Source organism: Micromonospora sp. U21 (assembly GCF_018070045.1).
Classification (GTDB): domain Bacteria; phylum Actinomycetota; class Actinomycetes; order Mycobacteriales; family Micromonosporaceae; genus Micromonospora.
The window spans coordinates 257,267-282,085 of sequence record NZ_JAGPYK010000002.1; the positions used below are offsets into that span (position 1 = coordinate 257,267).

Here is a 24,819-nt window from a genome sequence, read left to right on the forward strand (position 1 = left end):
GCGCCGCGCCGTGCTGGTCTCCCGTCGATGACCGCGAGGAGCCCGCCGGCGTCGTACCCTCGTGGGCGTGGCAACGGCGGCGGAGGAGATCCAGGTGGGGGAGCGGCTGGTCCGCGTCTCCAGCCCCGACAAGCCGTACTTCCCGGAGCGCGGGCTGACCAAGCTGGACGTGGTCCGCTACTTCCTGTCGGTGGGTGACGGCGTCCTGCGCGCGCTGCGGGACCGGCCGACCATGTTGGAACGCTGGCCTCGTGGCGTCTTCGAGGGCGCGACCATCGCCACCCGGCAGACCAACCGGGGTGACGCGTTCTACCAGAAGCGGCTGCCGGCGGGCGCGCCCGAATGGGTGCGGACCGCGCACATCACCTTTCCCAGCGGCCGCACCGCTGACGAGGTCGCGCCGAGCGAGCTGGCCGTGGTGATCTGGGCGGCCAACCTGGGCACGCTGCGCTTCCACCCGTGGCCGGTCACCGCCGTCGACGTGGAGCGTCCCGACCAGCTGCGCATCGACCTCGACCCGGCGCCCGGCGTCGACTTCGAGCAGGTGGTGCCGGTCGCCCAGGAGGTGCGGGCGTTCCTCGCCGAGCTGGGCCTGACCGGCTATCCGAAGACCACCGGCGGCCGGGGCCTGCACATCTACCTGTCGATCGAGCCGCGGTGGAGCTTCGGCGACTGCCGCCGGGCGGTGCTCGCGCTCGGCCGGGAGATGCAGCGCCGGCTACCGGAGCTGGTCACCACCACCTGGTGGCGCGAGCAGCGGGACAAGCCGGTCTTCGTCGACTACAACCAGATGTCCCGCGACCACACGATGGCCTCGGCGTACTCGATCCGGCCGACACCCCGGGCACTGGTGTCGGCACCGCTGGACTGGGCGGAGCTGGACGACGCCCGCCCGGAGGACTTCGACGTGCTGTCCGTGCCGGCCCGGTTCGCCGAGCGGGGCGACCCGCACGCCGGCCTGGACGGCGACCGGCGCTCGCTGGAGCCGCTGCTGGAGCTGGCCGACCGGGAGGGGCTGGAGGCCCCGCCGGAACGCTGAGCGCCCGGCTGTCACGCCCAGGGGCTGCCCGCCCCGTCGAACTCCTCGAAGACGAGCCAGGTGCGGGTGGACAACACGCCGGGGATGCTCTGCACCCGGCCCAGCACCACGTCCCGCAGCGCGGCGTTGTCCGGTGCGCGGACCAGCGCGAGCACGTCGTGGTCGCCGCCGAGCAGCGCGGCGTGCTCGATGTAGCGCACCCGGGCCAGCTCCGCGGAGACCTCCCGCCAGGTGTTCTGCTCGATCGTCAGCGCGATGTACGCCGAGGTGCCCAGGCCGGCCGCCACGGGCGCCACCTGGGCCCGGAACCCGGTGATCACTCCGTCGCGCAGCAGCCGCTCCACCCGGGCGTACGCGTTGGTGCGGGAGATGTGGATCCGCTCGGCGAGGGTGCGCACCGAGGTCCTCCCGTCACGGACCAGCTCGTCGAGGATCCGCCGGTCCACCTCGTCCAGGGGGCGTGCCGATCGTCCCGATCCGGCCGCCCGGCCCACCCCGTCTGTGGCCTCCTGGCTCACCGATACGCCTTCCGCATGCCAACCGTCCCGCCTTCCACCTGGATCTTGAGTCAATCATCCGACAGGCGGAAGCATAGGCCCACCACACGTCCCAGGAGGTTCCGCCGTGACGACCACTCCCCAGGCGGTCCGCAGGGCATCCCCGCGCACCCGTCGGGCGGCCACCCCGCCCGACCCGGCGCGCCCGCTGCTGCCCGACGCCGAGCCGGTCCGCCTGCTCGATGAGAGCGGCACGCCGCTGCCCGCCCGCACCGACTACCCGGAGCCGCCCGTCGAGGCGCTGCGGGAGCTGTACCGCCGCATGGTGCTCGGCCGCCGGTTCGACACGCAGGCGACCGCGCTGACCAAGCAGGGCCGGCTCGCCGTCTACCCGTCCTCCCGCGGCCAGGAGGCCTGCCAGGTCGCCGCGGTGCTCGCGGTCCGGGACACCGACTGGGTGTTCCCCACCTACCGTGAGTCGATGGCTCTGGTTGCCCGGGGCATCGACCCGGTCGAGGTGCTCACCCTGCTGCGCGGCGACTGGCACTGCGGCTACGACCCGACCGAGGTACGCACCGCGCCGCAGTGCACCCCGCTCGCCACCCAGTGCGTGCACGCCGCCGGGCTGGCCCACGGCGAGGCGTACCAGGGGCGCGACACGGTGGCGCTGGCCTTCATCGGCGACGGCGCGACCAGCGAGGGTGACTTCCACGAGGGGATCAACTTCGCCGCCGTGTTCAAGGCGCCGGTGGTCTACTTCGTCCAGAACAACCGGTACGCGATCAGCGTCCCGCTGTCCCGGCAGACCGCCGCGCCGTCGCTGGCCTACAAGGGCGTCGGCTACGGGGTGCCCAGCGAGCAGGTCGACGGCAACGACCCGGTCGCGGTGCTCGCCGTGCTGACCCGCGCGGTCGCGCACGCACGGGCCGGCAACGGGCCGTACCTGGTGGAGGCGCACACCTACCGGATGGAGCCGCACACCAACGCCGACGACGCCACCCGCTACCGCGACGGCGCCGAGGTCGACGCCTGGCGGGACCGGGACCCGGTCACCCGGCTGGAGACCTACCTGCGGGCGCGCGGAGTGCTCGACGACGCGGCTGTCGCCGACGTCGCCGAGCAGGCCGAGGCGTACGCGGCGGACCTGCGGACCCGGATGAACGAGCAGCCCACGGTCGACCCGCTGAGCCTCTTCGACCATGTCTACGCCGAGCCCACCCCGCAACTGGTCGAGCAGCGCGAGCAGGTCCGCGCCGAGCTGGCCGCCGCCCGCGACGAGGAGGGTGACGCCTGATGGCCACCACCATGGCGAAGGCCCTCAACACCGCGCTCGGCGACGCCCTCGCCGCCGACGAGCGGGTCGTCGTCTTCGGTGAGGACGTCGGCCAGCTCGGCGGCGTCTTCCGGATCACCGACGGCCTCCAGGCCCGGTTCGGCGAGAACCGCTGCTTCGACACCCCCCTGGCCGAGGCCGGCATCGTCGGCTTCGCCGTCGGCCTGGCCATGTCCGGGCTGCGGCCGGTGGTCGAGATGCAGTTCGACGCGTTCGCGTACCCGGCGTTCGAACAGATCGCCTCGCACGTGGCGAAGTTGCGCAACCGCACCAGGGGCGCGCTGAGCGTGCCGATCGTCATCCGGGTGCCGTACGCCGGCGGGATCGGCGGGGTGGAGCACCACTGCGACTCGTCCGAGGCCTACTACGCGCACACCCCCGGCCTGAAGGTGGTCACCCCGGCGACCGTGCAGGACGCGTACTCGCTGCTGCGGGAGGCGATCGAGGACCCGGACCCGGTGGTCTTCATGGAGCCCAAGAAGCTCTACTTCGCCAGCGCCGACGCGGAGCTGCCGGCGCGTACCGAGCCGTTCGGCCGGGCGGTCGTGCGTCGGCCCGGTCGCGACGCCACCCTGGTGGCGTACGGGCCGGCGGTGCCGGTCGCGCTGGAGGCCGCCGAGGCCGCCCGTGAGGAGGGCTGGGACCTGGAGGTGGTGGACGTACGCACCATCGTGCCGTTCGACGACGCCACGATCACCGCCTCCGTCCGGCGTACCGGCCGGTGCGTGGTGATCCAGGAGGCGCCCGGGTTCGCCGGCGTCGGCGCGGAGATCGCCGCCCGGGTGCAGGAACGCTGCTTCCACGCGTTGCACGCCCCGGTGCTGCGGGTGGCCGGGCTGGACATCCCCTACCCGGCGCCGATGCTGGAGCACACCCACCTGCCCGGGGTGGACCGGGTGCTCGACGCGGTGGCCCGGTTGCAGTGGGACGACCAGCCGGACCCGCGCTGGTCGATGCAGGGCAGCGCGGCATGACCACCGTCGAGCGGACGCAGGTCTTCCTCCTGCCCGACCTGGGCGAGGGGCTGAGCGAGGCCGAGATCGTCGAGTGGCGGGTCGCCGTGGGCGACGTGGTCACGGTCGACCAGAGCGTGGTCGAGGTGGAGACCGCCAAGGCGGTCGTCGACGTGCCCTGTCCGTACGCCGGCCGAGTGGTCACCCTGCACGGCGCGGCGGGTGAGGTCCGTCCGGTCGGCCAGCCGTTGATCACCATCGCGCCGCTCGACGGCGACGACGAGCCGGCCGGGCACGCCACCTACCGCGAGGAGGAGCGCGCGGGCTCCGGCAACGTGCTGATCGGGTACGGCACCGGGCACGGTGGAGCGGTCCGGCGGCGACGCCGGCCCCGGCTCGCGCTGGCACCCGAGCCCACCGACGCCCCACCGTCCGGTGGCACCAGCGCCGCGACCGGCGCCAGCCCGGCGGACATCGCCGAGCCGGGCGACCGCGTCACCGCGCCGACGGCCCTGGTCATCTCACCGATCGTCCGTCGGCTGGCCCGGGAGCACGGCGTCGACCTGAGCACGGTGCGTGGGTCCGGGCCCGGCGGCGTGATCCGCCGCGCTGACGTGGAGGCGGCACTGGCCGCGCCCGCTCCCCGGCTGGCGGCCGTACCGGACCTGCACGTGACGGTGGCTCCGGGCGGGGACGGCGATGTGATCGTCCCGCTCACGGGGGTCCGCAAGGTGATCGCCGACAAGCTCTCCCGCAGCCGGCGGGAGATCCCCGAGGTGACCATCTGGGTCGACGTGGACGCCACCGGGCTGCTGGAAACCCGGGCCGCGATCAACGCGGCGACGCCGGACGCGCCGGTGAGCATCCTGGCCCTGCTGGCCCGGATCTGTCTCTCCGGGTTGCGCAGGTTCCCGCAGCTCAACGCCCGGGTCGACACCGACGCCCAGCAGATCGTCCAGTCCGCCGGGGTGCACCTGGGCATCGCCGCGCAGACCGACCGGGGCCTGCTGGTGCCGGTGCTGCGCGACGCCCAGCGGCTCACCACCGCCGAGTTGGCCGCGGAGTTGGCTGCCACCACCGCGGCGGCGCGGGCGGGCACCCTGGCGCCGGCCCGGCTGACCGGCGGCACCTTCACCCTGAACAACTACGGGGTGTTCGGCGTGGACGGCTCCACACCGATCATCAACCACCCCGAGGCGGCACTGCTCGGCGTGGGGCGGATCGTGGACAAGCCGTGGGTGGTGGACGGGCAGCTCGCCGTGCGCAAGGTGACCCAGCTCAGCCTCACCTTCGACCACCGGGTCTGCGACGGTGGCGTGGCCGGTGGCTTCCTGCGGCACGTCGCCGACTGCGTGGAGCGCCCGGCGCTGCTGATCGCCGCCGTCTGACCCGGCGTACCCCGGCCCCGGTGCTGCCCTGTGCGGTGCCGGGGCCGGCCCGCATCCATGGGTTTCCCGCACACGTCACCGGGAAGTCGGCGCGCACCACCCGCGTCGAAGGGAGCCGGCCCGTGGCGTACGAGGCGATACTCGACTCGGTGCGGGTACGGCGGCCCGCCGCAGCCGGCGCGCCGCTCTACTGCGACGCCCTGGAGTACGGGTTGACCGGTGACGGCGCGACCAACGACCAGCCGGCGCTGGCAGCCCTCGTGGACCGGCTCGGCGCAGGGTACGCCTCGGACGGGCGGGCCCGGGTCATCTACTGCCCACCGGGCATCTACTCGATCCGCGACGCCGGCACCGTGTGGCGCAGTGGGGTGTCGCTGGTCGGGGCCGGCCCGGCGGCGACCCGGTTCATGCTCAGCAACGAGGGCAACCGGGTCGACCCCACTCCGTTGGCCTTCTGGACGACCCTCCAGCACGGCGCCGACCGGGACCGGCACATCGCCGACTGCACCTTCGCCGACTTCCAGGTCGACGGCTCGGGCGTGGCGATGGCCGAGTACAACTACCTGGCCAAGGGCCTCGGCCTGCAGTACGTGGTGCGGGGCGTGTTCCGGAACCTCTACATCCACCACACCGCGGCCAGCGGACTGGGCTGCGACTTCCTCCAGGACTCGCTCATCGACGGCGTGGTGGTGGTCGGCTGCGGTCGACTGGACAACGGCGAGCAGATGGGTGGGGCCGGCATCGGAATCGGCGTCGGCGGGTGGGGCCCGGTGGAGCGGCTGACCATCGCCAACTGCACCGCGTTGGCCAACGGCACCAACGGGATATTCCTGGAGCTGCAGAAGGATTACTGGGAGCCGCCCCGCGGCTACCGCATCATCGGCTGCCACAGCCAGGGCAACCGGTTCGGCATCTCCGACTGGGGCACCGACGGCCTGATCGTGTCCGCCTGCACGATGTCCGGCAATCTGGAGGCCGGCTTCGACGTGTCGGCGCAGGGCACCTCGTCCGTCGCCGGGCGGGGTGGACTCCTCACCGACTGCGTCATCGACGGCAACCTGCGCGACGGGGTCAGCATCGGCAACAGCCCCGGCCCGTACATCGTCCGGGGCAACCGGATCAGCGGCAACGGCCAGCACGGCTACCACGCGCACGACCTCGGGCGCGGTTACCAGGGCCCGATCCGGGACGTGGTGATCGAGAGCAACGAGTTCTGGGGCAACGGGCTGGACGCCGTCCGCATCGACCACCAGATGACCGACGCGGTGCTGCTCAACAACCGGATCCGCAACAACGGGCGGCAGTACGCGAGAGCCGCCGGCGGTACGGGCGATGCCGTCCGCTACAGCGAGCGGAGCCTGGTGGATCGGGCGGCCGACTGGCCGCACGACGGGCACCGGGGCAAGGTCCTGCGGGTCGGCCGTTCCGTGGCCACGGTGGCCTCCAACACCGCCGACGAACTGAGCCTGGCCCCGGTCCGTCCGGACGCGTTCACCGCGTGGAGCGGGGACGTGCCGCCGCCGGGCTGCGCGTACGAACTGGCCCCCGCACCCGGGCGGCGAGCCGGCATCACCATCGACGCGCCGTTCGACTCGGCCACCATCCGCGGCAACCGGATCTGGGACAACCACGAATCCGGAACTCAGACCCACGGACTGTGGATCACCGAGCGGGGCAGCTGCGTGGACTGCCGGGTCGAGGACAACGACCTCGCCGGCAACGCCGAGGACGGGATGCGGCTGGACACCCCGCCGGTGGGCGGTCGCTGGCGCGACAACCACGTCGACAGCGACTGGGCCTGATCGACGGGCGGCGGCGGCCGGAATGCTCCGACCGCCGCCGCTGTCACCGTGAAACTGGTCAGCCGGCCAGGCCGGCCACCGGGGTCGGATCCAGCACCACCGTGGCCGAGGCGGACTGCGGCGGCACGCCCGGCTCGGTCGGCGCGTCGGTGTACTCCGCGACGAAGACCGCCGTCAGGTTGTCCGCTCCGCTGTGCCCACCGTCGATGAAGGTCGGGATGGTCCCGCTGCAACCCGTCGACGTGGAGAGCGGGTGCCCGTGCTCGTCGTGCCCGAGCACGTAGGTGACCTTCACCCGGGAGCAGTCCACCGGCAGGTCGTCGGTGACCTTCACCTCGTACGCGACCGTCTGCCCGAACTGGAAGGGCTGCCCGGCCACCGGTGCGACGAACTCGACGATCGGCGCGGTCGGCCCGACCACCAGCGGCAGGGAGGCCGAGGCGGACCGTCCGGTGCGGTCGGTCACCTTCAGCGTCGGCGTGTACGAGCCGTTCTCCGGGAACGTCCAGCTCGCGTTCGGAGCGGTGCTGTCCACCGAGCCGTCCGCGTTGAAGTCCCACGCGTAGCTCAGCTTGTCACCGTCCGGGTCGGTTGTGCCGGCGCTGGAGAACGCGACGGTCAGCGGTGCCTGCCCGACGGTCGGGGTGCCGCTGATCTTCGGGATCGGCGTCCGGTTGCCCCGGACGAAGTCGATCCGGGACAGTTGCGCGTCCGGGTTCTCGGCGAAGTAGCCGTCGCCGTACTCCAGGACGTAGAGCGCGCCGTCCGGGCCGAACTCCATGTCCATCGGGTTGTCCACCACCAGCGACGGCACCACCGGGCGGATGTCGTTGACGTCGCCGTCGGAGTCGAGGCGGAACTCCTTGATGTAGTCGCGGGTCCACTCGTAGAACAGCGGCACCCCGTCGTAGTAGGCCGGCCAGCGGGTCCGCGAGGTGCTGGTCCCGTCGTAGTCGTACGCCGGGCCGCCCATCGGCCCGATGCCGCCGGTGCCCAACTGCGGGAACTCACCGGACGCCGCGGACGGGTACCAGACCTCCGGCTGCTCGACTGGCGGCAGCTGCCGCTTGCCGGTGTTGTGCGGCGAGTCGTTGACCGGGCGCTTGCAGTTGAACTTGGCGCCGGACTCGCCGGTGGCGAAGTCGTAGTCGCGGTAGGCGATCGTCGGCGTCACACAGTACGGCCAGCCGTAGTTCGCCGGCTTGTCGATGCGCATCCACCGACCGTGCCCGGCCGGCCCGCGCTCCGGGTTCGGGTTGGAGGCGTCCGGGGAGTAGTCGCCCAGGTACACGTCGTCGGTCCGCCGGTCGACGGCGAACCGGAACGCGTTGCGCAGCCCCATCGCGTAGATCTCCGGGCGGGTCTGCGCCGTGCCGGGCTTGAACAGGTTGCCGGCCGGCACCGTGTAACCACCACCGGCCTTCACCTTGATACGCAGCAGCTTGCCGCGCAGGTCGTTGGTGTTGGCCGAGGTGCGCTGGGCGTCGTACGCCGGGTTGCGGTCGGCCCGCTCGTCGATCGGGATGTAGCCGTCGGAGGCGAACGGGTTGGTGTCGTCACCGGTCGACAGGTACAGGTTGCCCTTGCTGTCGAAGTCGATCTGGCCGCCGACGTGGCAGCAGATGCCCCGATCGGTGGGCACGTCGATGATCTGCTGCTCGCTGGCGAGGTTCAGCTTCTGCCCGTCCAGCTTGAACCGGGACAGCCGCAGCGCGCCCTTGAACCGCTGCCAGTCCGCCTCGGTGCCGGTCTCCGGCGCGTCCCCCTCGTTGACGTCGGGGGTCGCCGGGTCGTCCACCGGCGTGTTCATCGGCGGCGAGTAGTAGAGGTAGACCCACTTGTTCTGGGCGAAGTTGGGGTCGATGGCGACCCCCTGCAGGCCCTCCTCGTCGTGCTCGTACACCGGGATGTCGGCGGCGAGGGTGTTCAGCCCGGTGCGCGGGTCGTGGATGCGTACCTCGCCGGTGCGGGAGGTGTGCAGCACCCGCAGGTCGGGCAGGACGGCGAGGCTCATCGGCTCGCCGGGGAAGTCGTTCAGTGTCACCTTCTGGAAACTGCTGTCCGGTGGTGCCGCCGGTGCGGGCGCGGCGGCTGCCGGTGGCGCGGCCAGGCCGGCCGTCACCAGCAGCAGGGCGGACACGAGTGCGGTCCTTTTCATGGAGTCGTCCCCCGAGTGTTCGTCAGTACCGGAGTGAGGCGAGATAGTCGAAGCCGACGCGGGCGGTGTCCAGGGCATCGGCGGGCGCGCGCGGCGGGGTGCCCGCGTCGTCGCGTTCCACGATGTACTCCTCGATGCCGGCTTCCCGCTCGTGGGCGAAGATCCGTCCGAAGTCGATGACGCCGTCGCCGAGGTCGGCGAAGCCACCCTCGACGTCGAGGTCCTTGACGTGCACCTGGCGGATCCGGCCGCGGTTGGCCCGGATCACGTCGACCGGGTCGTGTGCGCCCCGCCAGGTCCAGTAGAGGTCGAGTTCGAAGTGGACCAGCCGCGGGTCGGTCTGCCGGGTGAGGATGTCGAAGCCGGTCGACCCGTCGGTCAGTGGCACGAACTCCAGTTGGTGGTTGTGGTAGCCGAAGTCCAGCCCGGCGCGCTCGGCGAGCCGGCCGGCCTGGTTCAGGTCCCGGGCCAGGGCGCGGTAGACGGCAGGGTCCCGGATCGGGCGCCCCTCGGCGTCCCGACCGAAGTACGGGTGGACGATCTTCTTGCAGCCCACCACGTTCGCGTCGGCGAGGGCGCGTTCCCAGGTGGCGGCGTCGAACGGCTGCGGAATGCCGGTGTGCCCGGAGGTGGAGCGGAGCCCTGCCGCGTCCAGCGCGGCCCGGAACTGCGCCGCGGTGCGCCCGACGAAGCCGGCGTGCTCCACCCGCCGGTAGCCGATCCGCCGCAGTGCGTCCAGGGTGCCGGGCAGGTCCGCGGCGAGCTGGTCGCGCAGCGTGTAGAGCTGGATGCTGATCCGGTCCACCGGCACCCGGCGCCGGCCGTGGGACTGTGCGGCCGGCGCGGCGGCGGCCGGACCGGCGAGCAGGCCGGCGGTGCCGAGGGCGGCGGCGGAGACGGTCGCGGCGCGGAGCACGCCGCGTCGGCTGACCGGTTCGGACGCCGGTGCCGACTCCGGTCCGTTGGTCTGTTGATCCATGGTGGTGGTCCCTTCCTGACGGCTGGCTCGCCGTCGGGGGAGGTCGACCGCCTGCCGCCTCCGGGCGCGCCGAACCGGCCGGATCCGGGATCCGGCGGGACGATGGCGGACGGCGCGCGGGTGCGGCCCGGACCTGTCGGGAGCGGAACACAGCGACCCGGCGGGGTGGCGGCAGAGTGATCGACGAATGGGCAACCTTCTATCTGAATCGCGACCTTACCCTTGCCTCCGGACGAAGGCAAAGCTTCGTCTCGATCAGCAGAAGTTTCGCTCCTGCCGACAAAAGTCCTTCCTCGTGCTGCGCCACCCGCCCTGACCTCCTGCTTCTCGTGTCCGACGCCGGCCTGGCCCGGTCGGGCGTCGTACCTCCAGGACCGTGGGATTCCTGCCTGGTGGTACCAGGGGCGAAAGCAGCGGAACTGTGGCAGACCGTGCAAGACCCCCGTGGTGAGGGCCGGACGGGACGGGGCGGGTCGGGTGGGGTGTGGCCGGTCGGAGTGGGTCGGTGCCGCTCACGGTGGGCCGGTTGCGCCTTTGTTTCGTCAAGTGCCTCAACGCCGGAAAATGCGCCGATAAATGCGCCGACGATTATTTCCGAATGGCATGGGCACCCCGATCGAGGCGGCCAGAATGTGGCAGAGGGAAGTCGAAAACGGGGGGACTGAACATGACGTTGAGGCGGCGATTGACGCTGTTGGCGGTAACCATCGCAGCCGCACCGCTGGTTGTGGGCGGGTGCACCTCCGACCGGGACCCGGCGTCGGGCAAGCGGCACGCCGCCCCGCCGGAGCTCACCGTGACGCCGGGGGACAAGGCCCGGGAGGTGCCGGTCAGCGCCGAGGTGGGTACCGCGGTCAAGGGCGGGCGGGTCACCGACGTCCGGCTCACGGACGACAAGGGCAAGCAGGTCAAGGCGGAACCGCGTGAGGACGGCTCGGGCTGGGTGCCGAGCACGCCGCTGCAACCGAAGCGGACCTACACCGCCGAAGTGACGGCGACCGGCGACTCGGGTGCCACGACGACCCGGACCACCACGTTCACCACGATGGCCAAATCCACCAGACCACAGATCACCAGCACGCTTTATTTCGTCGGCAACCGGACGTACGGCACGGCCATGCCGGTAACGGTGGCGTTCGACCCGGGAATTCCGAAAGAGGCCAGGGCGGACGTCCAGCGCCGGTTGTTCGTAAAGACGAATCCGCCGCAGCCGGGTGCCTGGTCGTGGTTGGACGACGGAACCCAGGTCTATTACCGGGCACCAGACTTCTGGCGTCCGGGCACGACGATCAGCGTCCGGGCCGGCCTGGAGGGACTGCCGATCGGCAAGGACCGGGTCGGCGACGCCGAGCGGACCGCAACCTCCAAGATCGGGAAGCAGGTCGCGCTGGAGATCGACAACGCCACCAAGCAGATGACCGTGCTGCGCGACGGCAAGCAGGTCCGCCGGATCCCCGTCAGCCTGGGCAAGCCGAGTACGCCCACCTCGAGCGGCAAGATGGTGATCATGGAGAAGCACGAGCGGACCACGTTCGACACCCGGGGTGAGCCGGACGGCGGCTACGTGGTCGACGTCGACGACGCTCAGCGACTCACCTGGGGTGGCGAGTTCATCCACTCGGCCCCCTGGTCGGAGGGCGACCAGGGCAGCACCAACGTCTCGCACGGGTGCACGAACGTCGCCGCCACCGCCGCGGACTGGTTGATGGGGCTGACCCAGGTCGGTGACCTGGTCACCGTGAAGGGCACCGAGGTGCCGTTGCAGGCCGGCAACGGCTGGACCGCGTGGAACGTGAGCTGGGACGAGTTCGTCCGGGGCAGCGCCCTGCCGGTGCCGCCCGGGCTGCGGCCCGCGCCGGTCGCCCCGGCGCACCCGGGCGCGGTGGCCGGCGGGTCGCCCGCACCGGCGCCCTCGGTCAGCGGCCGCTGAGAGATCGCCGACGGCCTCGGGGCCGGCCCGCCATTCCGGCGGGCCGGCCCCGGACCCGGTGCGGACCTCGGGGGCGCGGCCGACACCGGAGACGATCCCGGCCCGGCCGTATCAGTCCAGCGGTACCCGGGCCACTCCTGACCCGATCAGGCTGCCCAACCAGAGCTGGTCGCCGTGCTGGCGTACCCCGGTGATCATCCAGTAGTGCCCAGCCGGACCGTGCAGCGTCCGGCGGACCGTGCCCGCGCCGTCGACCAGCGCGACCAAGCCGTAGCGGCGTGGCTGCGGCTGCATCGCGTCGGGCAGCAACGCGGCGAGCTGGCGCAGCCGCGGGTGCGGCAGCAGCCGCTCGGCGACCGGCACCCGCGGACTGGGCAGCGCGATCCAGTACGTTCCGTCGCCCACCGCGGAGAGATTGTCCGGATAGGCGGGCAGGTCGCCGAGCACCCGCACCCCGCCGCCCAGCTCGACGCGGAGCAACCGGTGGGTGGTGGTCTCCACCAGGATCAGCGCCGACTCGTCGGGAGTCAGCGCGATCCCGTTGGGGAAGTACAGCCCGTCGGTCACCACCTCGGTGCGCCCGCTGGCCGGGTGGTGCGCGAGCACCCGACCGTTGGGGCGGTGCTCCAGCAGGTCCCGTTTCCAGTGCGAGACCGGGAACCGGTCGGAGGAGTCGGTGAAGTAGATGGTGCCGTCGCGGGACACCGTGGCGTTGTTGGCCAGGTGCACCGGGGGTGCCGTGCCGGTCAGCTCGCGTACCGCGCCGTCGGGCGTGACCCGCAGCAACCCGCGGTACGCGTCGCAGACGATCAGCGCCTCACCGGACGGGTCCAACTCGATGCCGAGCGGCCGACCGCCGGTCTCGGCCAGCAGGCGGGGTCGGGTGCCGGCCGGCGCGTCGGCCGGCCACCACCAGAGTCGGCCGTCCTCGTCGCCGCTGATCACCCGGCCGCCCGGGTCGACCAGCACGTCCTCGGGCCCGACGGCGCCGTCGGGCAGTGGCAGCAGGTCGACGTGGTCGAGCCGGCGGTCGTTGGCCGCCCACGCCCCGGTGAGCGGGGGAGGGACGGTGGCCTGCTCGCGGACGGGCCGGATGAGCCGGGGCGGCCGGGGCCGGGGGATCAGCATCTGTCCATTCTCCACCGCCGATGCCGGCCGGGACGGATCACCGCCGCGTCGCGGCGCGCCGGCCGTCGAGCGGACGGGCGTCGGACTCCCGGTGGCCGGCGCGTGCCTCGGGCGGCGGCGCCGGTGCTCTCCGCGGTGGCGAGCGCGGGGCCGGGGGACCCTGGCCTCCGCCCTGAGGGGGATCGGGGTGGCCTCGGGGTCTGACCCTGGACGTACCCGGAATCACTCCGCGGAGGGGCGAAACTGTCGGTGGTGGGGGCTAGATTTCTCGGCATGGGAGAGCGCAGCGACCGGTTCGACGTGCAGGTCAGCGTGGGTGATCAGGTTGTCCTGGTGCGGGTGGCCGGCGAGGTCGACATCGCCACGGTGGCCGCGTTCCGCTCCGCGCTGTGGTCGGCGCCGGCCCGCCCGGCGCTCCAGGTGGACCTGTCCGAGCTGCAACTGCTCTCCGCCGCCGGGGTGCGCGCGCTGCTCGCCGCCCATCTGCGGGTCCGGGCCCGTGGTGGCGAGCTCGTCCTGGTCGATCCGACCCCGGTGGTGACCCGGGTGCTGCGCGCCACCGGTCTGCACCGGGTGATGCCGATCCTGGAGCCGGCCCGAGCGGTCGAGGCCGCGCGCCGCCCGACGGTCGCGGCCGCACGCCTGGCACTGGCCGCCTGACCAACGCCCCCGTCTCCGCCTGATCCGGCCTCCGCCTGCTGCTGCCCAGCGGGGGCCGCCGGCTTCGGCCGGCGACCCCCGGAGGATCAAATCAGCGCACGCCGAGCAGGTCGACGACGAAGACCAGCGTCTCGCCCGGCTTGATGACGCCGGCCGCGCCGCGGTCGCCGTACCCCAGGTGCGGCGGGATGGTGAGGCGGCGCCGGCCGCCGACGCGCATGCCGACAACGCCCTGGTCCCAGCCGGCGATGACCTGGCCGCCGCCGAGCGGGAACTCGAACGCCTCACCCCGGTTCCAGGACGAATCGAACTCGCTACCGGTGGAGTGCGACACGCCGACGTAGTGCACGCTGGCCAGCTGGCCCGGCTGGGCCTGCGGGCCCTCGCCCACGGTGATGTCCTCGATCACGAGGTCGGCCGGCGGCGCACCCTCGATCGGACCCACCTCGGGCTTGCCCGATCGGGCGCCTGCTGCCTGGTTCATGCGGGGAACTCCTGCCATTTGGGTGATGTGTCCGGTCACCGTCGATCCTGCCGGATCGCAGCCCACCGATGTGCGGCGGTCCCGCTACCGGCGTGGCGACACCCCGGCGGATCCACGACCCACCGGGGTGTTCAGGGCAAAAGGCCGGCCGCACGCCTCGGCGGGCGTCACCGGTGCTGACACCCGCCCGAGGGTGGTGCGGTGTGGATCAGCGGAGCCAGCGCATCCGACGGACGATGGGCAGCCGTGCCCAGGCCCGGCCCAGGCCCCAGGTGTCGCCGGCGTTGACCAGCGCCAGCACCGCCAGCACCGCGGCGTAGATCAGGTGGTCGTCCATGAAGGGGTTGTTCTCCGGAGGCAGCACGGCGGTCCACATCAGCACCAGGAGGAGCCCTCCGGCGACGGCGGCGACCCGCATGCCGACGCCGAGCAACAGGGCGACGCCGATCCCGGCGAGGCCGGCCATGAACAGCCAGTCCGCCCAGGCGGCCCCGGCGATCCCGGCGTAAACGTCCTTGAAGGGACCGGCGACCCCGAAGGTGAGGAACCCCTCGGTCGGGCTGCCCCCGTTGATCCAGGCGTTCTTCGACTCGGTGGCCAGCCCGAGGCCGAACAGCTTGTCGATGAACGCCCAGAGGAAGATCCAGCCCAGCGCCAGCCGGATGCCGGCCAGGATGTACCGGGCGGCCCTCTCGCGGGGGGTGTCCGCCGTCGGAGCGGTGGTCTCGGCGCTGATCCGCTCGATCGTCGCGGCCATGGTCTCCACGTCCCTTCTCTGCTTCGCACCGCGCTTCCCGGTGGCAGCTCCAGTGGACCCCTGGAACGCCGTCGACGGCAGGGCCGACGGACCGCAACGGCCCGGGACCTTCGACCCCTGCCGGGCGGGCCGGCCGGCGCGCGCCGACTTCGCCGGAGCGCCGCCGTCGGATCGGCCGCTCGCCTAGGCTCGGGAACGGCCGTCCGGCGGGTGGGCGGGCGGGCGGTGCGCAGTGGTCGATGCGGGGGGCGCCGGGTGGCTGAGGCGACGGTCGCGGTGCCGCTGTGGGCCTGGGCGGCAGTCGGCGCGGTGATCGCCGTGATGCTCGCGGTCGACGTGCTCATGCACCGGGACAGCCACGTCATCGAGCTGCGCGAGGCGCTGGTCTGGAGTGGCGTCTGGATCGCCGCGGGCCTGCTGTTCGGGCTGGTCGTCTGGTTCGGCCTCGGCGGCGATCCGGCGATCGCGTACTACTCCGGCTACCTGCTGGAGAAGGCGCTCTCGGTGGACAACGTCTTCGTCTTCGCCCTGCTGTTCGGCTATTTCCAGGTGCCGCCGGGCTATCAGCACAAGGTGTTGTTCTGGGGCGTCGTGGGCGCGCTCGTGTTCCGGCTGCTGTTCATCTTCGCCGGCGCGGAGCTGTTGGACCGGCTCGCCTGGGCCGGGTTCGTGCTGGGCGCCTTCCTGATCTGGACCGGCTGGCGGCTGGCGGTGCGGGGTGAGCCGGACGTCGACCCGGAGCGCAATCCGGTGGTCCGGCTGTTCCGGCGGGTGGTCCCCACCGACGCGCGGTTTCACGGCGGCCGGTTCACCGCCCGGGTCGACGGCCGGCGGATGGCGACCCTGCTGCTGGTGACGCTCGTCGCCATCGAGGCCACCGACGTGGTCTTCGCCGTCGACTCGGTGGCGGCGATCCTCGCGATCACCACGAACACCTTCCTGGTCTGGACGGCCACCGCGTTCGCCGTGCTGGGGCTGCGCAGCCTCTACTTCTGCCTCGCCGGCCTGCTGCGCCACTTCGGCTACCTGCGCTACGGGCTGGCCCTGCTGCTCGCCTTCGCGGGGCTGAAACTGATCCTGGCCGAGACGCCGGTGGGCAAGCTGCCGATCTGGCTGACCCTCGCGGTGGTGGTGCTGACCCTGGCGGTCTCCATCGTGGTCAGCGTCATGGCCGCCCGGCGCACCCGTTCCACCGGCTGACCCCGCTCGACGTCAGCCGGCCAGCGTCGGTCGGGACAACTGGTCGGCCAGCAGCGCGGGCGCCTCGGCGAGGGACGGGCCGTACCAGGTGAGGTGTCGCCCGGAGAGCAGGGCGCACGGTACGCCGGGAAACGCCTCCGGCCCGTCGTCGGCGCTGAACCGGTACGGCTCGTCGGGCAGCACCACCAGCTCCGGCCGCTGGTCGCGCAGTTCGGCCAGACTCGGGCGGGGATAACGTTCGGCGTGCTGGTCGTACGCGTTGACCACGCCGAGCCGGCGCAGCACGTCGCCGGCGAACGTGTCGCCGCCGAGCACCACCCACGGCCGGCGCCAGACCGGCACCACCGCCCGGCGGGCCGGTGCCAGGCGGGCCGGCTCGGCCCACGCCCGCCGGGCCGCCCGCAACCAGCCCGGCTCCGCCGGCGCGCCCAGCTCGGCCAGCAGCTCGGCCAGTTCGGTCAGCGAGCCCGGGACGGTACGCGGATAGGTGACCCGCACCGGCACACCGACGGCCCGCAGCGCCTCGGCGTCCTCCCGGCGGTTCTCCTCCACGTTCAGCAGCACGACGTCCGGCCGCAGCGCGCGGACCCGGTCCAGGTCCGGGTACTTGGTGCCGCCGACCCGGACGACGTCCAGCCCGGCCGGGTGCGTGCACCAGTCGGTGGCCCCGACCAGCGCACCCGGCAGGGTCAACGCCACCGCCTCGGTCAGTGACGGCACCAGCGACACCACCCGCACCCGCGCACCTCCGTCCGCCATCCCGTTCCGGTACCGATCATGCCGGCCGGGCCGGTGCGGCGCGGATCAGGGTCGTCCGGGCTCGATCCGGGCGGTCACGTCGAGGTGCGCCGGTTGGCAGCCGGCGGTGGCCGCGAACCGGCGGACCGCGGCGCGGACGTGGTCGCGTACGCCGGCGGCCCGGGCGTCGGCCGTCAGGTCGACCCGGATCCACACGTCGGGTCGCGGCGGCGCGCCGGTGAGCACCACCTGGGCGCGGCGTACCCCCGGGCCGCCGGTGAGGTCGCGCTCCAGCGCGTGGACGAGGACGTCGGCGCGCAGGCGGGTGCGACCCGGGCGGCGCCCGGGGTGACTCAGCGTGCCCCGCACCGCGGAGCGCGGCGGGCGCAGCTCCCAGCCCAGCAGCCGATGCCCGGTCAGGGCGAGCAGCGCCCCGGCGACCGCCGCGGCCAGGGTGGTCCACGGCGTGGCAAGCCGCCACCGGGTCAGGAAGCCGGCGCTGAGCAGCGCCGCACCGGGGTCTCCGCCGGGCAGCACACCGAAGCTGGCCGCCAGCGTCACCGTGCCGCCCGCCACCAGCAGCAACGCGACGATGGTCCACAGCAGTCGGTGTGCGGCGTCGGTCATACCGGCCACTCGCGGGGAAGCAGCCGGACCTCGATCCGGCCGGTGCGTGGCGCGGCGAGGTGGTGCAGCTCCTGGTGCACCGCGAACTCCACCTCGGCACGGGCCGCCGGGTCGCCGGTGGCGCGCACCCGGGGCCGCCACTCGGCGCCGCGCCGCCGTACCCGGACCCGGGCCCGGCGTACGCCCGGCACGGTGCTCGCCGCGTCGGCCAGCCGGCGCTCCACACAGCGGCGGTGCAGGTACCAGCCGTCCCGCTCGTCGACGCGCAGACGGACCGGCGTCCAGCGTCGCAGCTGAGCGGCCAGGACGGCCAGGCCGAGCAGGACGGCCCCGCCGGCCACCGCGCGGACACCCGGGTCGCGCCAGCGGGCGCTGGTCAGCGTGTCGTACCAGCCGGTCGGGGCGAGCAGCGGCGCCGGGCGATCCAGGGTGATCAGCAGCGCCTGTACGGCCAGCAGCGCACCGCCGGCCAGCAGCGTTGCGGCCAGCAGCAGCGAGGCGACCCGGTTGGCGGTCCGCATGGTCAGCCTCCAGCCGTCCGTCCGGTCCCCGGGACGTCGACGCCGGGGAGGAGCAGGTCGTCCACCGTGACCGTCACCGCCGCCACGGTGAGCCCGGTGTCGGCGGCCACCCGGTCGGCGACCGCCACCCGGACCGCCTCGGCGACGGCGGGGACGCTGTGGCCGTACCAGGTGATCAGATGCAGGTCGAGGCCCACGGACCGGTCGTCCATGCGGACCGTGGCCGGGTGAGCGCCGGACACGCCCGGCACCCGGCCCGCCGCGTCGGCCGCGATGCGCGCGACGTCCGCCGATTCGACAGTGCCCCGGCCCGCGCCGGCGCTCTGGCTGATCCCGGCGCTGGGGCTGCTCCCGGCGCTCTGGCCGGTCCCGGCGGTCGGGCCGGTCCCGGCGCTCGGATCACGGCCGGCGGTCGCGATGGTGCCGCCGCTCGGGTCGGGGCCGGCGGTCGGGGCGGACGGGCGGATGGTGCGGGGCGGCGCGGCGAGCCGGTGGTGGCGCCCTGCTCGGCCAGCGCGAGGTCGCCGGAGGATGGTCGGATCACCTGCCAGCCGAGGCCGGCCGGCACGGCGAGTGCGGTCACTCTGGCGCCCGCGAGCGCCCGGACCGCTACCGGCGACGACGCCGAACTGCTGTTCCGACATGCTGACCTCCCGGCCGATCCGCCTACCGGCGACCCCGCTGAATACACGCTGTAGTGACCCCTGGAACTCTGCTCACCTGTGATCCCGGTCACATCGGCGCGCCCCGGTGGTCCTTGACACGCTTCTACAACGTTGCAACGCTCGCTCCGTCCCGAGGAACCGCATGAGTGTCCCGGCACCCGCCGCCACCCCCGCTACCAGCAGCGGGCGGTGCGCAGGTACCCGCAGCGCGGGGCATCTCCGCCCGATCGGCGCCGACCATCCACCGCCCGGTGCTGGTGCTCGCTCGGCGTGGACGCCCCCGGCGCGGGCAACGCCGCACACCACGACATGGCCGTCACCCACGGCTACTGGGAGCGCCTGCCCGCGTTGGTCCGGGCGCACCTGCCCTGCCCGGTGGTGGACCGGCTGGAGCCGATCCGGCAGAAGCACACGATCGAGGGTCTGGTGCTGGGCGCTGCCGAGTAACCGCCGGTCCGGCCGGCCGGGCGGTCCCGGCCGCACCGCCGACGCGCGCACCATGATCGACCGCCTAGACTCGGCGCGGCTCGACCGACCGGCGGATGGATCAGGCAGATGACGAGCACCGTCAGCGACGACCGTGGCTGGCTGCGGGCGTTGCCCGCCGACGGTGAGCGGGACACGCTGTTCATCCGTGCCGGTCACCGGGTGTACCCGGCGCGCCGGCTCAGCGAGCTGGTCCAGGGGCGTCCACCCGGTGTCACCGGCAGCCAGTGGAGTTCGGCCAGCCGGGCCGGCTTCGACTTCGTGGTCTGCGCCGCCGACACCGGGCGACCGATCGTCGCCGTGGAGATCGGCCCGGTCGCGTCCGCCGGCTCCGCGGAGCAGCGGGCCGAGCGGCTCAAGGACGCGGTGAGCGCGGCGGTCGGGCTGCCCGTGCTGCGGATCGGGTCGCCAACCCTGCGAGCGGCGGAGCACGGCCGACGCCTGGTGGAGTACGTGATCGACGCGCGGCACTACGCGGCCGGCGGCGCCGGGGACGAGCCGACCCCGGTGGGCTTCCGGGACATTCTCGGCCGGCTGCCGGACGGCCGGACCGGGCCGGTCAACGACCTTGGCGCGCTGGCCCGCGCGGCCGCGGTCGAGGCGTACGTCGCCCGGCAGCTGGTCGACCCGATCGTGCGGGGGCTGCACGTGCGCTGGGCCGACGGCCCGGCGCAGGGGTGGAGCTGGGTGCAGGTGCGCCCCGACGCCAGCCTGGTGGAGCGGGTTTCGGTGACCGAGCACCGCTTCTCCTGCGGCATCGACGCGGCCCGGCTGGCCGAGGACCTCGCCACGGTCGCCGTCGGGGAACGGCTGCGCGTCACGGAACCCGTCGACCCGGCCCTGCTGCCGCGCGCCGAGCTCACCGCGGAGATCGTCGCGCTGAGCCGGCGCCGGCACGAGCTGGTGGGCGGTTTCGCGTTCGACCACCTCTGCGTCGACTGATCCGTCACCGGCTGCATCCAGCCGACCCTTCCGGCGCGCCCCGCGCCAGATCCCGGCAATTTCCTGTGCGTCGGTTGAACCTTCCCGCTCGCCGTCCCGTACTCCTGCGCGAATGAAGAGGATCTCCCCATCCGCGTCGACGGGACGCGGGAGACGGTGCGGAAAGGGCATCGTCGGCCATCGACACGTCACCGGGTAGGTCGCGGTGGTCGCCGCCGTGGCGTGCCATCTCACATCCGTCGGTCCGCCGAGGGCAGGAATCCACTACCGGATCGAGAAGGAGAGCAATTCGATGCGCAGGTCCACACGGGCGCGCCGGTCATCCGGCATCGCGCGGAGCAAGCGTCTGCTGGCCGTTGTCGGCACGCTCGTGGTCTTCGGCGGAGTAGTCGCCGTGACCCAGATTTCGTCGGCCCAGGACCGGCGGCCGAACAATCCCCGGCCGGCCTCTGGACAGTGTGTGCAGCCGAGCCCGGGCGCGACCGCGCCGAATGGCGGCGGCTCAACCACCCGGACCTGGCAGAACGGTCGATGGGTGCGCAACCACTGGGGTGACGGGCAGCAGTCGGTCCCCGAGTGCGAGGACGGCAAGGACGGCACGGTTGGCAGCGGCTCGGCCGTCGCCTGCCCGGACGTGACGGTCAAGCTCCCGCAGGTGCCGGCCCGGGCCCGGGCCGAGGTGGACCGCAACCTCGCCCAGTTGCAGACCCAGATCGCCGAGGCCGACCGCCGGCTGGCCGCCGAGGGCAGCAAGGGCGAAGCCTTCATCCGCACCTCGATCCTGCAACCGCTGGCCGCCAAGCGGCGCGCGGTGCTGGACCGCATCACGAACGCCATCGACCGGTCCGGGCCCCGTCCGCAGGGTCTCGCGCAGCTCGCCGAATGCCAGGTGCAGCCCACGGGTAACAGCGGTGGCGGCAACACCGGTGGCGGCAACAGCGGTGGCGGAAACAATGGCGGTGGCGGTAACAACGGTGGCGGTACCGCTCCCGGTGCCGGGCTCGGCGTGCTGGCCAACAACTGCGACGAGAGCCAGCTCCAGCCGCACGACGGCTTCCAGACCGGCAACCGCTGTGTGAGCACCGAGTTCGGCGAGGTCGGCGCGGCCGCCAACAACCCCTCGCTGCTGATCACCCAGTTCCCCGAGCAGGTCGGGCAGAACCAGGCCTTCACCCTGCGGGTCAGCACCCGAAACCTGATCCGGGACCGCTTCCTGGCCGCCGGCCAGGGCGGGTACTACGTGGAGAGCTCGCTGCTCAACGACCAGGGCCTGGTCCGCGGTCACTTCCACACCGCCTGCCGGATGCTGGACAGCCTGACCGCCCCGCCGGAGCCGCAGGAGGTGCCGGCCTTCTTCGTCGCCACCGAGGACGGGCAGGGTGGCGCCCAGCCGGACGAGGTGACCATCCAGATCCCGGGCCTGCCCGAGTCGGGCACCGCGCAGTGCGCGGTATGGGCCGGTGACGGCTCGCACCGTCTGCCGATGATGGAACGGGCCAACCAGACCCCGGCGTTCGACGCGGTGCGTATCGAGGTCAACTGAGTCGGGACAGATCGAGCCGACCAGCGGCGGCCGGTCACCGGGGCGGACAGCCCGGGTGGCCGGCCGCCGCCTACCTCCCCGGCGCACTGCCACGCAGCGGTGCGGCCGGGGATGAGCCTTCGACAGAAGACGGCCGGTCAAAATCCGACGGGGTCACGCCGTTTCCGGCGAGACCCCGTCCCCGTGTCGTGCGATCAGCGGTTCTTGTACGCCTCGACGACCTCGACCGGGATCCGGCCCCGCTCGGAAATCTTGTAGCCGTTCTTGACGGCCCATTCCCGGATGGCCCGGTTCTGCTCCCGATCCATTCCGGCGCCGCTGGGTCGCCCCGGCCGCCGAACTGTCCGGGTGTTCTCCACCGGGCCCCGGCCGATCCGCCGACCCGCATTGATGTACGGATCCAACGCCTTGCGCAGGACTCCGGCATTCTCGTCCGAGACATCGATCGTGTAGGCCACGCCGTCAAGACTGAACTCGACGGTCCGGTCGGCCTTCCCACCGTCGAGGTCGTCGGTCAGCACCGTGATTACTTTTCTCGCCATTGCCGATTACTCCCTGTGTGTGGCGGGATGTGTCCAAAGTCTGACCTATCAGCCCGGGAAACCGCAACAATATGCGTCCCATTCATTTCGGCGCGTCGCGATTCCGCTGCGGCAAAACCATGAACGGACGCTGAATCGGGGAAGGGCCCGCCTCATTCGCCGAGCAGGCCGGCGTGCCCGGCGACGGCGGCGGCCTCGGCCCGGTTGGTCACCCGCAGCTTGCGCAGCAGCGCGGCGGTCATCCGTTTCACCGTCCGCTCCGAGACGTGCAGTTCCTCGGCGATGTCGACGGTGTTGCGGCCGGCGGCGATCGCGCGCAGCAGCCGGCGTTCCTCGCCGTCCAGGTCGACCGGCGCGGCGCGCGAGGGCCGCAGCACGGCGCGCAGCAGCTCGGCCGGCAGCACCGCCCAGCCGTCGAGAACGGCCAGCAGCGGCGGCAGCAGCTCCTCCGGTTCGCTGGTCTTCGGCAGGAACCCCTCAGCGCCCGCCCGTAGCGCCTCCAGCGCGGGTGCCGGGTCGGCGGAGCCGGACATCGCGACCACCCGCACCTGCGGCGTGGTCCGCCGGATCGCGGCCACCGCCCGGGTGCCACCGGGAGGCGGCATGTGCAGGTCGACCAGCGCCAGGTCGGGATGGCAGCGGCTGACCAGGGCGGCCGCCGCGGCGGCGTCGCCGGTCGAGCCGACCACCTCGGCGCGGCCGTCGGTGGTCAGCGGGAGCAGCAGCTCCAGGCCGCGGACGAAGAGGGGGTGGTCGTCCACGACCGCGAGTCTGATGCTGGGGGCGTCCGGCATGTCTGGGCCGTTCCCCAGCGGGTACCGATCATGCGGGTACGCACCGAACGAGGGGAGTCGGGTGGATGCGCGCACGCCACGGTTTGCAGGGCCTGTTGCGAGGGTTGCGCCGAACCGAGGTCGGACCCGGTGATCAGGGGCCCTCGCAGGCCGACTCCGAGCTGCTGCTGCGCGTGCTGTGCCACGAGTTCCGTACTCCGGTCAGCACCCTGACCTCGCTGACCCGGGCACTCGCCGACGAGCGCCGGGAGCTGACCGGCGCGGACCGGCGGGCCATCACCGAGTTGGCCCGCGATCAGGCCGTACACCTGCAGAGCCTGCTGCGCGACGCGGCCGCCGGCACCGGCGCGCTGGCGCTGACCGCCCAGCCGGAGCCGGCCGTGCCGCTGGCCGGGATCCTGCGCGAGGCTGCCGCGCTGGTGCCGGCGGACCGCCGGCGGGCTCGGGCGACCCGGCGGGCCTGCGCCTGCCCGGTGCCCGCCGGCCGGACCCGGCAGGTGTTGGTGAATCTCGTGGAGAACGCGCTGCGGCACGGGCCGGCGGAGGGCCAGATCGGGCTCCACGCCGCGCTGCGGCGCCCCGGGCTGAGCATCCTGGTCACCGACGAGGGGCGGGTGGACGACGCGCTGCTGGCCGCGATGCGCCGTCCGGCGCCGGTAGCCGGGATGTCCGGCCTCGGTCTCTGGATCGTGCGACAGCTGGTGGCGGCGGACGGGGGAGTGCTACGGGTGCACCGGTTGCGGCCGCGCGGTGTGGCGCTGGAGGTGCTGCTGCCCGTGGTCCGCCCGGTGCGCTGACCCCGCCGGGACACGGGTTGGCCCGGCCGGGTCACCAGGCGGGGAATCGTCCTCGTGCCAGCTCCCGGCGGCGAGGAGGACCGATGTTCGGTCACGTCAAGGACCTGCAGTTCGAGGCGAAGCCGGACGGCCCGGACGCGGCGTTCGCCCGCCGGTTGCAGGAGATCCTGGGCGGCAAGTGGGGCGAGATGACCGTCGCCAACCAGTACCTCTACCAGGGCTGGAACTGCCGGCTGCCCGGCAAGTACAAGGACCTGCTGCTCGACGTGGGCACCGAGGAGATGGGGCACGTCGAGATGATCGCCACCATGATCACCCGTCTGCTGGAGAACGCCCCTCTGTCCCTGCAGGAAGCCGCCGACGACAACCCGATGGTCGCCGCGATCTACGGCGGGTCGAACCCGGCGCACTTCATCCACGGCGGCGGCGGCGCCCTGCCCACCGACAGCAACGGCGTGCCCTGGAACGCCGCGTTCATCACCGCCAGCGGCAACCTGATGGCCGACTTCCACCTCAACGTCACCGCCGAGGCACAGGGCCGCCTGCAGGTCGCCCGGCTGTTCAACATGACCGACGACCCCGGGGTCAAGCAGATGCTGCGCTTCCTGCTGGCCCGCGACACCATGCACCAGAACATGTGGATGGCCGCCATCGAACAACTCAAGCAGGACGGCCTGGAAGAAATGCCGGTACCCGACGCCTTCACCGACTCCAAGGAGTTCACCCACGCCCCCGAACCGGTGCTCGCACCCGGTGATCCCCGCCTGTACGACACCACCCCGGACCTGGCCGACGACCTGCTCGACGACGACGCCATGTGATGCCGGCGCACCCGCGCGGGAGCTGCTGTTTCCCG

25 protein-coding genes are annotated in these 24,819 nt (G+C 72.9%); 13 read left to right on the forward strand and 12 right to left on the reverse strand.

The window, feature by feature from the left end; all coding sequences use genetic code 11:
• Positions 1 to 67: 67 nt before the first annotated feature.
• Positions 68 to 1,039, forward strand: coding sequence for a DNA polymerase domain-containing protein (locus tag KBX63_RS03910; RefSeq protein ID WP_210908253.1), 972 nt, complete (start codon positions 68 to 70; stop codon positions 1,037 to 1,039).
• A gap of 11 nt (positions 1,040 to 1,050) precedes the next feature.
• On the opposite strand, the gene KBX63_RS03915 is transcribed toward KBX63_RS03910, so the two are convergent.
• Complete coding sequence (locus KBX63_RS03915; protein ID WP_374102182.1) at positions 1,051 to 1,557, reverse strand: Lrp/AsnC family transcriptional regulator; 507 nt, start codon at positions 1,555 to 1,557, stop codon at positions 1,051 to 1,053.
• 106 nt (positions 1,558 to 1,663) lie between these two features.
• Here KBX63_RS03915 and pdhA point away from each other — a divergent pair, with 106 nt between their 5' ends.
• From pdhA to KBX63_RS03935, 4 genes are all read left to right on the forward strand, one after another.
• Positions 1,664 to 2,830, forward strand: coding sequence for a pyruvate dehydrogenase (acetyl-transferring) E1 component subunit alpha (gene pdhA / locus KBX63_RS03920; RefSeq protein ID WP_210908255.1), 1,167 nt, complete (start codon positions 1,664 to 1,666; stop codon positions 2,828 to 2,830).
• Entirely contained in the window at positions 2,827 to 3,843 is a 1,017-nt protein-coding gene (locus KBX63_RS03925; RefSeq protein ID WP_210908559.1) for an alpha-ketoacid dehydrogenase subunit beta, read from the forward strand. Before pdhA ends, KBX63_RS03925 begins: the two co-directional genes overlap by 4 nt.
• Positions 3,840 to 5,210 carry a dihydrolipoamide acetyltransferase family protein gene (locus KBX63_RS03930; protein WP_210908257.1) on the forward strand — a complete coding sequence of 457 codons (1,371 nt, stop codon included), beginning with the start codon at positions 3,840 to 3,842 and terminating at the stop codon, positions 5,208 to 5,210. The genes KBX63_RS03925 and KBX63_RS03930 overlap by 4 nt, the downstream gene beginning before the upstream one ends.
• A gap of 122 nt (positions 5,211 to 5,332) precedes the next feature.
• Positions 5,333 to 7,012: a right-handed parallel beta-helix repeat-containing protein gene (locus KBX63_RS03935; RefSeq protein WP_210908259.1), complete on the forward strand. Its 1,680-nt coding sequence runs from the start codon at positions 5,333 to 5,335 to the stop codon at positions 7,010 to 7,012.
• A 58-nt stretch (positions 7,013 to 7,070) separates the two neighbouring features.
• On the opposite strand, the gene KBX63_RS03940 is transcribed toward KBX63_RS03935, so the two are convergent.
• On the reverse strand, positions 7,071 to 9,152 hold the full coding sequence (locus KBX63_RS03940) for a PQQ-dependent sugar dehydrogenase (RefSeq protein WP_307871601.1): 2,082 nt from the start codon (positions 9,150 to 9,152) through the stop codon (positions 7,071 to 7,073).
• Positions 9,153 to 9,192: 40 nt separating this feature from the next.
• Entirely contained in the window at positions 9,193 to 10,149 is a 957-nt protein-coding gene (locus KBX63_RS03945; protein WP_210908268.1) for a sugar phosphate isomerase/epimerase, read from the reverse strand.
• Between the two features lie 667 nt (positions 10,150 to 10,816).
• Between KBX63_RS03945 and KBX63_RS03950 the strand changes: the two genes are divergently transcribed.
• Positions 10,817 to 12,079 (forward strand): Ig-like domain-containing protein, encoded by a 1,263-nt coding sequence (locus KBX63_RS03950; RefSeq protein ID WP_210908270.1) that lies wholly within the window; start codon positions 10,817 to 10,819, stop codon positions 12,077 to 12,079.
• Positions 12,080 to 12,190: 111 nt separating this feature from the next.
• On the opposite strand, the gene KBX63_RS03955 is transcribed toward KBX63_RS03950, so the two are convergent.
• On the reverse strand, positions 12,191 to 13,207 hold the full coding sequence (locus tag KBX63_RS03955) for an SMP-30/gluconolactonase/LRE family protein (protein WP_210908272.1): 1,017 nt from the start codon (positions 13,205 to 13,207) through the stop codon (positions 12,191 to 12,193).
• Positions 13,208 to 13,480: 273 nt separating this feature from the next.
• Between KBX63_RS03955 and KBX63_RS03960 the strand changes: the two genes are divergently transcribed.
• Positions 13,481 to 13,867 carry an STAS domain-containing protein gene (locus KBX63_RS03960; RefSeq protein ID WP_210908274.1) on the forward strand — a complete coding sequence of 129 codons (387 nt, stop codon included), beginning with the start codon at positions 13,481 to 13,483 and terminating at the stop codon, positions 13,865 to 13,867.
• Positions 13,868 to 13,958: 91 nt separating this feature from the next.
• Here KBX63_RS03960 and KBX63_RS03965 read toward each other — a convergent pair whose 3' ends face one another.
• Both KBX63_RS03965 and KBX63_RS03970 read right to left on the reverse strand, forming a co-directional pair.
• Complete coding sequence (locus KBX63_RS03965; protein WP_074310352.1) at positions 13,959 to 14,351, reverse strand: FKBP-type peptidyl-prolyl cis-trans isomerase; 393 nt, start codon at positions 14,349 to 14,351, stop codon at positions 13,959 to 13,961.
• Between the two features lie 208 nt (positions 14,352 to 14,559).
• The gene (locus KBX63_RS03970) at positions 14,560 to 15,117 is read right to left on the reverse strand and encodes a DoxX family membrane protein (protein WP_210908276.1); all 558 of its coding nucleotides are present in this window, start codon (positions 15,115 to 15,117) and stop codon (positions 14,560 to 14,562) included.
• A gap of 246 nt (positions 15,118 to 15,363) precedes the next feature.
• Here KBX63_RS03970 and KBX63_RS03975 point away from each other — a divergent pair, with 246 nt between their 5' ends.
• Positions 15,364 to 16,308: a TerC family protein gene (locus tag KBX63_RS03975; RefSeq protein WP_307871602.1), complete on the forward strand. Its 945-nt coding sequence runs from the start codon at positions 15,364 to 15,366 to the stop codon at positions 16,306 to 16,308.
• Positions 16,309 to 16,320: 12 nt separating this feature from the next.
• Here the strand turns inward: KBX63_RS03975 and KBX63_RS03980 are convergent, their stop codons facing one another.
• The 4 genes from KBX63_RS03980 to KBX63_RS03995 form a co-directional block, all read right to left on the reverse strand.
• Entirely contained in the window at positions 16,321 to 17,046 is a 726-nt protein-coding gene (locus KBX63_RS03980; protein WP_210908574.1) for a helical backbone metal receptor, read from the reverse strand.
• Positions 17,047 to 17,112: 66 nt separating this feature from the next.
• Positions 17,113 to 17,673, reverse strand: a complete 561-nt coding sequence (locus KBX63_RS03985) for a hypothetical protein (protein WP_210908278.1) — start codon at positions 17,671 to 17,673, stop codon at positions 17,113 to 17,115.
• Positions 17,670 to 18,194 (reverse strand): DUF6286 domain-containing protein, encoded by a 525-nt coding sequence (locus tag KBX63_RS03990; RefSeq protein WP_210908280.1) that lies wholly within the window; start codon positions 18,192 to 18,194, stop codon positions 17,670 to 17,672. The genes KBX63_RS03985 and KBX63_RS03990 overlap by 4 nt, the downstream gene beginning before the upstream one ends.
• A 2-nt stretch (positions 18,195 to 18,196) precedes the next feature.
• Positions 18,197 to 18,838 (reverse strand): Asp23/Gls24 family envelope stress response protein, encoded by a 642-nt coding sequence (locus KBX63_RS03995; protein ID WP_210908290.1) that lies wholly within the window; start codon positions 18,836 to 18,838, stop codon positions 18,197 to 18,199.
• Between the two features lie 291 nt (positions 18,839 to 19,129).
• Here KBX63_RS03995 and KBX63_RS34975 point away from each other — a divergent pair, with 291 nt between their 5' ends.
• From KBX63_RS34975 to KBX63_RS04010, 3 genes are all read left to right on the forward strand, one after another.
• Complete coding sequence (locus tag KBX63_RS34975; RefSeq protein ID WP_247661625.1) at positions 19,130 to 19,306, forward strand: hypothetical protein; 177 nt, start codon at positions 19,130 to 19,132, stop codon at positions 19,304 to 19,306.
• Between the two features lie 108 nt (positions 19,307 to 19,414).
• Positions 19,415 to 20,287, forward strand: a complete 873-nt coding sequence (locus tag KBX63_RS04005; RefSeq protein WP_210908292.1) for a DUF2726 domain-containing protein — start codon at positions 19,415 to 19,417, stop codon at positions 20,285 to 20,287.
• Positions 20,288 to 20,579: 292 nt separating this feature from the next.
• Positions 20,580 to 21,830, forward strand: a complete 1,251-nt coding sequence (locus KBX63_RS04010; protein WP_210908294.1) for a hypothetical protein — start codon at positions 20,580 to 20,582, stop codon at positions 21,828 to 21,830.
• Between the two features lie 194 nt (positions 21,831 to 22,024).
• Here the strand turns inward: KBX63_RS04010 and KBX63_RS04015 are convergent, their stop codons facing one another.
• Both KBX63_RS04015 and KBX63_RS04020 read right to left on the reverse strand, forming a co-directional pair.
• Entirely contained in the window at positions 22,025 to 22,372 is a 348-nt protein-coding gene (locus KBX63_RS04015; protein WP_074310340.1) for an Lsr2 family protein, read from the reverse strand.
• Positions 22,373 to 22,524: 152 nt separating this feature from the next.
• On the reverse strand, positions 22,525 to 23,133 hold the full coding sequence (locus KBX63_RS04020; RefSeq protein WP_307871603.1) for a response regulator transcription factor: 609 nt from the start codon (positions 23,131 to 23,133) through the stop codon (positions 22,525 to 22,527).
• A gap of 98 nt (positions 23,134 to 23,231) precedes the next feature.
• On the opposite strand from KBX63_RS04020, the gene KBX63_RS04025 reads away from it, so the two are divergent.
• Together KBX63_RS04025 and KBX63_RS04030 are read left to right on the forward strand one after the other, a co-directional pair.
• A complete protein-coding gene (locus KBX63_RS04025) occupies positions 23,232 to 23,963 on the forward strand; it encodes a sensor histidine kinase KdpD (protein WP_210908304.1) in 732 nt (243 codons plus the stop codon).
• 83 nt (positions 23,964 to 24,046) lie between these two features.
• A complete protein-coding gene (locus KBX63_RS04030) occupies positions 24,047 to 24,784 on the forward strand; it encodes a manganese catalase family protein (RefSeq protein ID WP_210908312.1) in 738 nt (245 codons plus the stop codon).
• Positions 24,785 to 24,819 lie beyond the last annotated feature (35 nt).